This is a genomic window from Nonomuraea sp. NPDC049607 (genome assembly GCF_040675375.1).
GTDB lineage: Bacteria > Actinomycetota > Actinomycetes > Streptosporangiales > Streptosporangiaceae > Nonomuraea.
Window position 1 is genome coordinate 126,147 of record NZ_JBFAOV010000016.1, and the last position, 10,947, is coordinate 137,093.

Sequence of the window (10,947 nt, forward strand, 5' to 3'; positions counted from 1 at the left end):
TTGTGTTAAAATTGAAGATGTGTCTGTCCTCAATGTCGGTGTGTTTGTTGTTGGGGTTGGGCGCGGGGTTCGCCGCGCGGCCGGGGCCCGGGGCGAACCCCCCGCGGCCCGCCTCTCGCACGTCCGGGCCCCCTTCCCACCGCAGTGGACCGGCCGTGCTTCCACCCCACCAGGCCAAGCGGTGGTTTCACACGATGTATGTGGGTGCTCTGACCCTGGACATCCTGCTCGGCGACGTTCGGTCGCTGAAGCAGAAGCGCTCTGTCGTCCGGCCTCTGATCGCGGAGTTGCAGCGACGTTACCCGTCCATCGCGGTGGCCGAGACCGGTCATCTTGACCTGCATCGCAGGTGCGAGGTCGGCGTCGCGGTGATCTCCGCCTCCGCGGGTAACTGCAAAGAGGTGATGGACGCCTGCGAGCGGATGGTGGCCTTCCGCCCTGACATCGAGTTGCTGTCAGCCAGACAGCGCCTCTACAACGACGAAGATTGAACGACAGCACGGCCAGGTCGTGCGTGAGGGGGAGCGAACATGGTGGATGCCGCACGAGCGCGCAAGCTCGCCGACCGCATCCAGCAGATCGTCGCCGAGATGCTGGAGCGCCGGATCAAGGACCCGCGCCTGGGCTTCGTCACCGTGACCGACACGCGCATCACGGCTGACCTGCGCGAGGCGACGGTGTTCTACACGGTGTTCGGCTCCGACGCCGAGCGGTCCGACAGCGCGGCCGCCCTCGAAAGCGCCAAGGGCATCATCCGCGCCGAGGTGGGCCGCCAGACCGGCGTGCGTTTCACCCCGACGTTGACGTTCCGGCACGACCCGTTGCCCGACAGTGCCCGCCAGCTCGACGACCTGATCAACGCCGCCAGGGCACGGGACGCCGAGGTGGCGCGCAAGGCCGAGGGCGCGGCCTACGCCGGAGAGTCCGACCCGTACAAGAAGCCCGATGAGGGTGAGGACGACCAGGCGTGACGTCCCACGTGGCCCGAGCCGAGTGGCCCTCCCAGGAGACCTTGGGCATCCCCAAGGCCGCCTGGGAGCGCGCGATCCAGCTCATCGACCAGGTCGACGAGGTCGCCCTGGCCTGTCACGTGTCGCCCGACGGCGACGCGCTCGGGTCGATGCTGGCCGTCGGTTACGTGCTGCGCTCGATCGGCAAGCGGGTCGTGGCCTCCTTCGGCGACGAGTACTTCGCGGTCCCGCGGATCCTGCGGTTCCTGCCGGGGCAGGAGATGTTGTGCCCGCCGGCCGACTACCCCGAGGCGCCGGCGTTGATGATCACCTTCGACTCGTCCACGTTCGAGCGGCTGGGCCTGCTCAGCCCCAACGCGGCCAGGGCCGAAGAGGTCATCGTGATCGACCATCACCCGTCCAACGCCGGGTTCGGCACGCACAGCCTCATCGACCCGCAGGCGGCGGCCACGGCCATGCTGGCCGAGCAGCTCATCTACCGGCTCGGCGGCAGTCTCGACCGGGACATCGCCACCTGCCTGTACACGGGGCTGGTGACCGACACGGGGTCCTTCCGCTACGCCTCGACCACGCCTGCCGTGCATCGGATGGCGTCCCGGCTGGTGGCCACCGGCCTGCACACCGACGAGATCGCCCGCGAGCTGTGGGACCGCGCGCCGTTCGGCTACCTCAAGGTGCTGGCCAGGGCGCTCGACCGGGTGCAGCTTGAGGGCTCGCTGGTCTGGACGTACGTGCCGCGGGTCGACCGGGCCGCGTACGGGCTGCCGTACTCGGAGATCGAGGGCATGATCGACATCGTGCGGCGGACCGACGAGGCCGAGGTCGCGGTCGTGCTCAAGGAGGACGACCACGGCGACTGGCAGGTGTCGACCAGGTCCAAGGGCGAGGTCGACGTGGCAGCCGTGTGCGCCGCGCTGGGCGGCGGCGGGCATCACAACGCGGCCGGGTTCACCTCCTACGACAGCGTGGAGGAGACCATGGCCAAGTTCAGACGAGAGCTGGGGAAGGCTGGATGGCCGAGAGCGGTCTGATCATCGTCGACAAGCCGGGCGAGTGGACTTCGCATGACGTGGTGGCCCGGATGCGGCGCATCGCGGGCACCCGTCGGGTCGGGCACGCCGGCACCCTCGACCCGATGGCCACCGGCGTGCTGGTGATCGGCGTGGAGAAGGCGACCCGGCTGCTCGGGCACCTGGCGCTGACGGAGAAGGTCTACGAGGCCACGATCCGGCTGGGCGTGACCACCAACACCGACGACGCCGAGGGCGAGACCGTGGCCACGGCGTCGGCGGCGGAGGTCGAGGCCGCCGAGGTGCACAAGGGCGTCGCGGCGCTCACCGGCGCCATCATGCAGGTGCCGCCGCAGGTCAGCGCGATCAAGGTGAACGGGCAGCGGGCGTACAAGATGGCCCGCGCGGGCGAGGAGGTCGCGCTCGCGGCCCGTCCCGTGACCGTGTACGGCTTCGACGTGCTCGACATCAGGGCCGCCGGCGACGTCGTGGACGTCGACGCGGTCGTGACCTGCTCCAGCGGTACCTACATCCGGGCCCTGGCCCGCGACCTGGGCGCCGCGCTCGGCGTCGGCGGTCACCTGACGAGCCTGCGCCGGACCCGGGTCGGCCCCTACGACCTGTCGCTGGCCCGGAGCATCGACCAGCTCGCCGAGGAGTGCGTGGTGCTGCCGATCGGCGAGGCGGTGGCGGCGGCGTTCCCGCGCCGGGACGTGACCGCCGAGGAGGCGCGCGTGATCGGCCACGGCGGCCGGCTGCCCGCGGCCGGGCTCGGCAGCGGGCCCATCGGCGTGTTCGGGCCGGAGGGCGAGCTGCTGGCGCTGGTGGAGGAGCAGGGCCGGATCGCCAAGCCGCTGGCCGTCTTCGCCGGCTGAGCGGCCGCCCCCGGAGAGGCGGCGGTCAGGCGGGTTTGCGGGCGACCAGGATGTCGCGGACGATCGCCTGGTCGACCCAGTGCTCGAAGTCGGGGTAGTCCATGACCTCCAGGCCGGCGCCGGTGAGGATCGCGGCCAGCTCGGCGCTCTTGCCGCCGTAGGTGTTCCAGGAGATGCCCATCGCGCCGCCGGGGCGCAGCAGCTCGGCCCAGACCGGCACGGCCTGCCTCAGCAGCTCCAGCGGGCTGCGGGACAGGCCGCCGCCGCCCTTGCTGCCGTGCTGGACGCCGTAGGGGGCGTCGGTCACGACGACGTCGAACGAGCGGGGCCTGAAGAACTCACGGCTCTTGAGGGTGTCGGCGTTGACCACGGCGAGCTGCTGGACGTCGCCCTCCTTGACGGCCTCCTTGGACAGCCCGAACGTGACGTTGAGCCGCCGCCCGACCAGCGCCCGCGCCCGCCGCACCGGCACGGTCTCGGCGGTGTGCTTGAGCCGCTTGTTGCGCAGCCAGGTCTTGATGAAGTTCGTGTACGCCTCGAAGTCCTTGCCGTCGACGTCGAGGCCGTAGGCGTCGTAGCCGTACATGAGGGCCTGGTTGAGGGTGGTGCCGCGGCCGCACATCGGGTCGAACACCGACAACCTGTCGGACATGGGCCGGTCGGCGGCGAGCACGGTGACGTTGAGCAGCAGCTTGGTGAAGTGCTCGTTGGTCTTGCCGGCGTATTTCTGGATGGTGAGCAGGTCGCTGCTCAGCCGGTCGAGCGGGCGCATGGCCAGCGGCCGGAGCAGGTCGCCCTCGACGCCGAAGACCGCGTAGACGGAGGAGAGGTTGGACAGCAGCGCGACGTCGGCCTCGGAGAGCGGCTCGGCGGTCTCGAACGTGATGTACGGGACGCCGCCGATGGTGGTCTCCGCGCTGTCGAGCACGGTGTTCTCGATGGCGTGGTCGCTGAAGACGGCCAGCTCGCCCCTGGTCAGGCGTGGGGAGCTCTCGCCGTAGACCCGGTTGAAGGCGGGCAGGATCAGGAGCGCGTATCGAGGCATGATGGCTCATCCTACTTGCGGGAATACCGCGCTCCGCCCCTCGATTGGAGGTGAGCGGCAGGTGCATGGCAGGCTTGTGTCGGATTGATCTGCCACGAACGAATGGGGCCTAGCGTGCGGGGTTCGAGAGGGTCTGTGGTGACCATCGGCGTGTACGACGGGGTCCATCGCGGGCATCGCGAAGTGATCGAGCGGACGGTCGGGCTGGCCCGCGAGCGGGGGGCGCGCAGCGTGGCGGTCACGTTCGAGCCGCATCCCGACGAGGTGGTGCTGCCGGGCACCCGGCGGGCGCGGCTGACCACGCTCAAGCGGCGCGCCGAGCTGCTGGCCGAGCTGGGCGTCGACGACGTCGAGGTGGTGGAGTTCACGCTCGACCTGTCGCGGACGAGCCCCGACGACTTCGCGCGGGCCGTGCTGAGCGAACGCCTCGGGGCCGCGGTCGTCGTCGTGGGGGCGGACTTCACGTTCGGCCACGGCGCCGCCGGTGACGTCGAGACGCTGCGCGCGCTGGGCGACAAGTACGACTTCGAGGTCGAGGTGGTGCCCCTGCTCGACGGCGTCTCCTCGACCTCCGTGCGCCGGCTGATCGTCGCCGGTGACGTCGAGGGGGCCGCCGCCGAGCTGGGCCGTCCCCATCGCGTCGAGGGCGTGGTCGTGCGCGGCTACCAGCGGGGGCGGCAGCTCGGCTTCCCGACCGCCAACGTCGAGACGCCGCAGCAGACGGCCATCCCGGCCGACGGGGTCTACGCGGGGTGGCTGGAGTGCGTCCCGGTGGCCAACCTGCCCGCGCCGTACGAGGGCGAGCGGTGGCCGGCGGCGATCTCGGTGGGGACGAACCCGACGTTCGAGGGCGTGCCGCGTACAGTGGAGGCGTACGCGCTCGACCGCGACGACCTGGAGCTCTACGGCGTGCACGTGGCGGTGGAGTTCGCCGCCCGGCTGCGGGGCAACACCCGGTTCGAGTCGATCGAGGCGCTGATCGACCAGATCCACGCCGACGTCGACGCCGCCCGCCGCATCACCTCGTGACACCGGGCGGGGCCTGGTCGTCGCGGGCGCGAAGCACTTGACTCCGATGGTAACCTTGCATGTCGGCTCTGTAACGGGAGCGCTGCTGCGCTGCCCAACGACGGCCTTCACGCGGCGACTGTAGGCACGCACGGTCGTTCGCACTCTTCATCTCATTCACGCGTGTCCGTAGATCGAAGGAGAGCCGTGTCCCTCGACACCGCTGCCAAGAAGACCATCATCGGCGAGTACGCGACGACCGAGGGCGACACCGGTTCGCCCGAGGTGCAGATCGCGCTGCTCAGCAAGCGCATCAGCGAGCTCACCGAGCACCTGAAGACGCACAAGCACGACCACCACAGCCGTCGTGGCCTGCTTCTGCTCGTCGGTCGCCGGCGTCGTCTGCTGAAGTACCTGCAGAAGGTCGACATCCAGCGTTACCGGTCGCTCATCGAGCGACTCGGTCTGCGCCGATAACATGAAAGGGAGCGGCGCTCGACGCCGCTCCCTTCTCATATGGCTCCGCCCATGTGGGTAGGGAGCACACGCGACCGGCGCGTCGTGGCGGGCAACCGCCGCGCCATCGGCGTACAACTGAATATCCGAGACACACAGCCCCCGCGTCCGATTCAGCACCATGCGACCCGCGACGCCTGCGGGCCGGTCCTCGGTAGTGGCTTCCGGTAAGAACGACCGGGCGCTTCGATCGAAGACCGGCGCTGCACCTTCTATGGGGAGACGTGCTGACCGACCGCCGCCACGGTGCCGACCGGGCACGACGGATAGGCGGCGGTCTGACGAGCAGATCTCCTCATAGGCACGAGGGTGCCGGTGAGAAAAGAGGGCGCGGGTGACCGACCACAAGGAGGTCCCCCGTGGAGGGTGTCCACACCGCTGAAGCCGTCATTGACAACGGCTCGTTCGGCACGCGCACGGTCCGGTTCGAGACCGGCCGTCTCGCGCGCCAGGCGGCGGGTTCCGCCGTCGCCTATCTCGACAACGACACGATGGTGCTCTCCGCCACCACCGCGTCCAAGGCTCCCAAGGAGAACCTCGACTTCTTCCCGCTCACGGTCGACGTCGAGGAGCGCATGTACGCCGCGGGCCGCATCCCCGGCTCGTTCTTCCGCCGTGAGGGCCGTCCGTCCGAGGACGCGATCCTGACCTGCCGCCTGATCGACCGGCCGCTGCGCCCGTCGTTCGTCAAGGGCCTGCGCAACGAGATCCAGGTCGTCGCCACGGTCATGGCGCTCAACCCCGACCACCTCTACGACGTGGTCGCCATCAACGCCGCCTCGCTGTCCACGCAGCTCGCCGGGCTGCCGTTCTCCGGCCCGATCGGCGGCGTGCGGGTCGCGCTGATCGAGGGCCAGTGGGTGGCCTTCCCGACGCACCCCGAGCTGGAGCGGGCCACGTTCGACATGGTCGTGGCGGGCCGCCTGCTCGACGACGGCGACGTCGCGATCATGATGGTCGAGGCCGAGTCCACCAAGGACACGCTCAAGCTGGTCGCCGACGGCGCGGTCGCGCCGACCGAGGAGACCGTCGCGCAGGGTCTTGAGGCCGCCAAGCCGTTCATCAAGGTGCTGTGCGAGGCGCAGTCCCGCATCGCGCAGGTCGCCGCCAAGGAGACCGCCGAGTACCCGGTCTTCCTCGACTACCAGGACGACGTCTACAACGCGGTCGAGGCCGCGATCAAGACCGAGCTGGCCGCCGCGCTGACCATCGCCGGCAAGCAGGAGCGCGAGACCGAGCTCGACAAGGTCAAGGCGCTGGCCGCCGAGCGGCTGCTGCCCGAGTTCGAGGGGCGCGAGAAGGAGATCTCCGCCGCGTTCCGCTCGGTCATGAAGAAGCTCATGCGCGAGCGGGTCGTCAACGAGGGCCTGCGCATCGACGGCCGTGGCACCAAGGACATCCGCGCCCTGTCTGCCGAGGTCCACGTGGTGCCCCGGGTGCACGGCTCGGCCCTGTTCGAGCGCGGCGAGACCCAGATCCTGGGCATCACCACGCTGAACATGCTGCGCATGGAGCAGAACATCGACACGCTCAACCCCGAGCGGACCAAGCGCTACATGCACAACTACAACTTCCCGCCGTACTCCACCGGTGAGACGGGCCGCGTGGGCTCGCCCAAGCGCCGCGAGATCGGTCACGGTGCGTTGGCCGAGCGGGCGCTCATCCCGGTGCTGCCCTCGCGCGAGGAGTTCCCGTACGCCATCCGCCAGGTCTCCGAGGCCCTCGGCTCCAACGGCTCCACCTCGATGGGCTCGGTCTGCGCGTCCACGATGGCGCTGCTGGACGCCGGTGTGCCGCTCAGGGAGATGGTCGCCGGCATCGCGATGGGCCTGATCAGCGAGGGCGGCAGCTACGTCACGCTGACCGACATCCTCGGCGCCGAGGACGCCATGGGCGACATGGACTTCAAGGTCGCCGGCACCAAGGACGTCATCACCGCCCTCCAGCTCGACACCAAGCTCGACGGCATCCCCGCCTCCGTGCTGGCCGCCGCGCTGAAGCAGGCCAAGGGCGCCCGTCTGGCGATCCTCGACGTGATGCAGGAGGCGATCGACTCCCCGGCGGAGATGAACCCGACCGCGCCGCGCATCATCACCATCAAGGTCCCGGTGGACAAGATCGGCGAGGTCATCGGCCCGAAGGGCAAGATGATCAACCAGATCCAGGACGACACGGGCGCCGAGATCACCATCGAGGACGACGGCACGATCTACATCGGCGCCACCGACGGGCCCTCGGCCGAGGCCGCCCGCACGGCGATCAACAGCATCGCCAACCCGCACATGCCCGAGGTCGGCGAGCGTTACCTGGGCACGGTCGTCAAGATCGCGGCCTTCGGCGCGTTCATCTCGCTCATGCCCGGCAAGGACGGCCTGCTGCACGTCTCCCAGATCCGCAAGCTGCACGGCGGCAAGCGCATCGAGAACGTCGAGGACGTCATGGGCGTCGGCGAGAAGATCCAGGTCGAGATCGCCGAGATCGACGGCCGGGGCAAGCTCTCCCTCGTGCCCGTCGAGGTCATCGAGAAGGAGGCCGCCGAGAAGGAGGCCAAGGCCGCGGCCGGCGCCGAGGACGGCGAGGCCCCCGCGCCCGAGGCCGACTCCGCCGCCGCCGAGGAGAAGTCCGACCGGCCGCGCCGCACCCGGACCCGCGTGCGCACCAGCCGCCCCAACGAGGGCGACGACCGCAACTCGTGACCGGCCAACCACAGATCTCGGCACCCCCGAAGCAGGAGGCCTCGTGATGACCACCACGCTGCACCCCGGCAAGGACGGAGCCGGGGTCGTCAGGCGCACCGTCCTGCCGGGCGGGCTCCGTGTGGTGACCGAGACCATGCCGACCGTGCGTAGCGTCGCGGTCGGCATGTGGGTCGGCATCGGCTCGCGTGACGAGGCCCCCGAGCACATGGGGGCCACCCACTTCCTCGAACACCTGCTGTTCAAGGGCACGCCCACGCGGGACGCGATGGAGATCTCGGCCTCCATCGAGGGCATCGGCGGCGAGATCAACGCCTTCACCGCCAAGGAGTACACCTGCTACTACGCGCGGGTCCTCGACGAGGACCTGCCCGTGGCGGTCGACGTGCTCGCCGACGTGGTGACCAGCTCGCTGGTGACCGAGGAGGACGTCGAGTCCGAGCGCGGGGTGATCCTGGAAGAGATCGCCATGCACGACGACGACCCGTCCGACGTGGTGCACGAGCAGTTCGCGGCCGCGCTCTACGGTGACTCGCCGATCGGCCGGCCCATCCTGGGCACGGTCGAGTCGATCAACACCCTGGGCCGCGAGCGCATCGCCGAGTACTACCACCGCTACTACCGGCCGCGTACCACCGTGGTGTCGGTGGCGGGGAACGTGCGGCACGAGGAGGTCGTCGAGCTGGTCGCCCGCGCGTACGAGCGGGCGGGCGCGCTGGAGGGCCCCTACGAGTTCGCCGCGCCGCGCACCAGCGGGCCCGGCGCCGAGACCCGTTCCGGGGTCAGGGTGCTGGACCGGCCGACCGAGCAGGCCAACCTGGTGCTCGGCACGACCGGCATGTCCAGGACCGACGACCGCAGGTTCGCGCTCGGCGTGCTCAACGCCGCGCTGGGCGGCGGCATGTCCTCGCGGCTCTTCCAGGAGATCAGGGAGAAGCGCGGGCTGGCCTACTCCGCCTACAGCTACACCTCCGCCTACGCCGACACCGGGCAGTTCGGGATCTACGTGGGCTGCCTGCCCTCGAAGATCGACGACGTGCTCAAGATCTGCCGGGACGAGGTGTCCCGGGTGGTGGCCGAAGGGCTCAGCGCGGACGAGATCATGCGCGGCAAGGGGCAGATGCGCGGCGGGCTCGTGCTCGGGCTGGAGGACACCGGGTCGCGCATGTCGCGCATCGGCAAGAACGAGCTGGTCTACGACGAGCTGATGTCGGTGGACGAGGTGCTGGCGCGGATCGAGGCGGTCACCCCCGACGAGATCGGGGAGGTCGCCCGCGACGTCCTGAGCCGGCCGCTCACGCTGGCGGTCATCGGGCCGTACGGGGACAAGGACTTCTCCGAGGCCATCGCCTGACGCCCTGAGGTTCTGTTCTGAGATGGGGGAGTTCCCGGTCGGGGAGCTCCCCCATCGCTCTGCCGTCCCGGGGGTTGCTTGGGAGGGGGAGCCGGGCGTAATAGGGTTGGGCTGTGATCAGGGTTGGTGTGCTGGGCGCGCGTGGTCGCGTGGGCGTCGAGGTGTGCAAGGCCGTCGAGGCGGCGGACGACCTGGAGCTGGTGGCCGCGCTGGACAAGGACGATCCCGTCGAGGGGCTCGAAGGCGCCGAGGTGGTGGTCGACTTCACCCATCCCGACGTGGTCATGGGCAACCTGGAATGGGCCATCGCCCATGGCGTGCACCCGGTGGTGGGCACCACGGGGTTCGACGCCGGCCGGCTGGAGACCGTTCGCGGGTGGCTGGAACGTTCGCCGGGCGTCAACTGCCTGATCGCTCCCAACTTCGGCATCGCGGCCGTGCTCATGATGCACTTCGCGCAGCAGGCGGCCCGCCACTTCGAGTCCGTCGAGATCATCGAGCTGCACCACCCGAACAAGGCCGACGCCCCTTCGGGCACCGCCCGGCGTACCGCTGAGCTGGTGGCCGAGGCGCGCGGGAAGGCCGGGCTCGGCGGGATGCCCGACGCCACCAGCACCGCCCTCGACGGCGCCCGCGGCGCCGACGTCGGCGGCGTGCACGTGCACGCGGTGCGCCTGGCCGGGCTGATCGCCCACCAGGAGGTGCTGCTCGGCGGCGACGGCGAGATCCTCACCATCCGGCACGACACGATGAGCAGGTCGGCGTTCACGCCGGGCGTGCTGCTGGGCGTGCGCCGGGTGCGCGAGCTGCCGGGCCTCACCGTGGGCCTGGAGCCCCTGCTCGACCTGTGACCGCTGCACGACGTGCCCATGACCGCAAGGGATGGGGTCATGGGCACGTCGTGAGGAGAGGGTCCCGGCTCCGCACAGCCGGGCCTACGATCATCAACACTAATACGAGCGGCGTGGTCCGCCCGAAACGTGAGACCGTGTCGTCATGGTGCGATGGGCTGACCCGGACGAGCTCCCCGGGCTGATCTCCGTGGAGCTGGCCGCCGACAAGCTGTTCGAGCAGGCCGGAATCGTCTTCCCGCCCGGCACGACGATGGTCGAGGACGTCGACGACCCGGCGTCGGTGCTGGTCGAAGGCGATCCGCCGGCCGGGTTCGCGCTGATCGGGTGGGTCGACGGCAACCTGCACCTCGACCAGCTCGCCGTGCACCCGGACAACATGCGGCAGGGCATCGGCGGGCGGCTGGTGGAGGCGGTGGCCGACCACGCGCGGGCCGTCGGGGCGCCGGCGGTCACGCTGACGACCTTCCGTGACGTGCCCTGGAACGCCCCCTGGTACGAGCGGCACGGCTTCGCGGTGCTGCCCGAGTCCGAGTGGGGCCCGGAGCTGCGCGAGCTGGTGGAACACGAGCGCGAGCTGGGCATCGAGGTGGCGCCGCGGGTCGTGATGCGCCGATAGCC

Annotated in this window: 11 protein-coding genes; 10 read left to right on the forward strand and 1 reads right to left on the reverse strand. The window is 70.2% G+C overall.

The genetic code is table 11. The annotated features are described in order from the left end of the window. Positions 1 to 194 precede the first annotated feature (194 nt). From AB0J97_RS28925 to truB, 4 genes are read left to right on the forward strand one after another with little or no spacing between them, the layout of a single operon-like run. The gene (locus tag AB0J97_RS28925) at positions 195 to 491 is read left to right on the forward strand and encodes a DUF503 domain-containing protein (protein ID WP_357694667.1); all 297 of its coding nucleotides are present in this window, start codon (positions 195 to 197) and stop codon (positions 489 to 491) included. Positions 492 to 530: 39 nt separating this feature from the next. Then, positions 531 to 971, forward strand: a complete 441-nt coding sequence (gene rbfA, locus AB0J97_RS28930) for a 30S ribosome-binding factor RbfA (protein ID WP_364094065.1) — start codon at positions 531 to 533, stop codon at positions 969 to 971. Then, entirely contained in the window at positions 968 to 2,002 is a 1,035-nt protein-coding gene (locus AB0J97_RS28935) for a bifunctional oligoribonuclease/PAP phosphatase NrnA (protein WP_364094068.1), read from the forward strand. The genes rbfA and AB0J97_RS28935 overlap by 4 nt, the downstream gene beginning before the upstream one ends. Further along, on the forward strand, positions 1,984 to 2,856 hold the full coding sequence (gene truB, locus AB0J97_RS28940; protein WP_357694410.1) for a tRNA pseudouridine(55) synthase TruB: 873 nt from the start codon (positions 1,984 to 1,986) through the stop codon (positions 2,854 to 2,856). Before AB0J97_RS28935 ends, truB begins: the two co-directional genes overlap by 19 nt. 25 nt (positions 2,857 to 2,881) lie before the next feature. On the opposite strand, the gene AB0J97_RS28945 is transcribed toward truB, so the two are convergent. Next, positions 2,882 to 3,901 (reverse strand): SAM-dependent methyltransferase, encoded by a 1,020-nt coding sequence (locus tag AB0J97_RS28945; RefSeq protein WP_364094072.1) that lies wholly within the window; start codon positions 3,899 to 3,901, stop codon positions 2,882 to 2,884. A 102-nt stretch (positions 3,902 to 4,003) separates the two neighbouring features. Here AB0J97_RS28945 and AB0J97_RS28950 point away from each other — a divergent pair, with 102 nt between their 5' ends. From AB0J97_RS28950 to AB0J97_RS28975, 6 genes are all read left to right on the forward strand, one after another. After that, the gene (locus AB0J97_RS28950) at positions 4,004 to 4,930 is read left to right on the forward strand and encodes a bifunctional riboflavin kinase/FAD synthetase (protein ID WP_357694406.1); all 927 of its coding nucleotides are present in this window, start codon (positions 4,004 to 4,006) and stop codon (positions 4,928 to 4,930) included. A 186-nt stretch (positions 4,931 to 5,116) separates the two neighbouring features. Then, positions 5,117 to 5,386 (forward strand): 30S ribosomal protein S15, encoded by a 270-nt coding sequence (rpsO, locus tag AB0J97_RS28955; protein ID WP_195896693.1) that lies wholly within the window; start codon positions 5,117 to 5,119, stop codon positions 5,384 to 5,386. A gap of 398 nt (positions 5,387 to 5,784) precedes the next feature. Continuing rightward, positions 5,785 to 8,121 (forward strand): polyribonucleotide nucleotidyltransferase, encoded by a 2,337-nt coding sequence (locus tag AB0J97_RS28960; protein ID WP_364094077.1) that lies wholly within the window; start codon positions 5,785 to 5,787, stop codon positions 8,119 to 8,121. Positions 8,122 to 8,167: 46 nt separating this feature from the next. Then, positions 8,168 to 9,475 carry a pitrilysin family protein gene (locus AB0J97_RS28965; RefSeq protein ID WP_357694402.1) on the forward strand — a complete coding sequence of 436 codons (1,308 nt, stop codon included), beginning with the start codon at positions 8,168 to 8,170 and terminating at the stop codon, positions 9,473 to 9,475. A gap of 113 nt (positions 9,476 to 9,588) precedes the next feature. Then, positions 9,589 to 10,326, forward strand: coding sequence for a 4-hydroxy-tetrahydrodipicolinate reductase (gene dapB, locus AB0J97_RS28970; RefSeq protein ID WP_189652749.1), 738 nt, complete (start codon positions 9,589 to 9,591; stop codon positions 10,324 to 10,326). Between the two features lie 145 nt (positions 10,327 to 10,471). After that, a complete protein-coding gene (locus AB0J97_RS28975; protein WP_364094082.1) occupies positions 10,472 to 10,945 on the forward strand; it encodes a GNAT family N-acetyltransferase in 474 nt (157 codons plus the stop codon). The last annotated feature ends 2 nt before the right edge of the window (positions 10,946 to 10,947 follow it).

Coding starts and splice junctions, on each gene's coding strand:
- truB (WP_357694410.1), top strand. CDS start 1,984: ATGGCCGAGAGCGGTCTGATCATCGTCGACAAGCCGGGCGAGTGGACT.
- AB0J97_RS28950 (WP_357694406.1), top strand. CDS start 4,004: ATGGGGCCTAGCGTGCGGGGTTCGAGAGGGTCTGTGGTGACCATCGGC.
- rbfA (WP_364094065.1), top strand. CDS start 531: ATGGTGGATGCCGCACGAGCGCGCAAGCTCGCCGACCGCATCCAGCAG.
- AB0J97_RS28965 (WP_357694402.1), top strand. CDS start 8,168: ATGACCACCACGCTGCACCCCGGCAAGGACGGAGCCGGGGTCGTCAGG.
- AB0J97_RS28945 (WP_364094072.1), bottom strand. CDS start 3,901: ATGCCTCGATACGCGCTCCTGATCCTGCCCGCCTTCAACCGGGTCTAC.
- AB0J97_RS28925 (WP_357694667.1), top strand. CDS start 195: ATGTATGTGGGTGCTCTGACCCTGGACATCCTGCTCGGCGACGTTCGG.
- AB0J97_RS28975 (WP_364094082.1), top strand. CDS start 10,472: ATGGTGCGATGGGCTGACCCGGACGAGCTCCCCGGGCTGATCTCCGTG.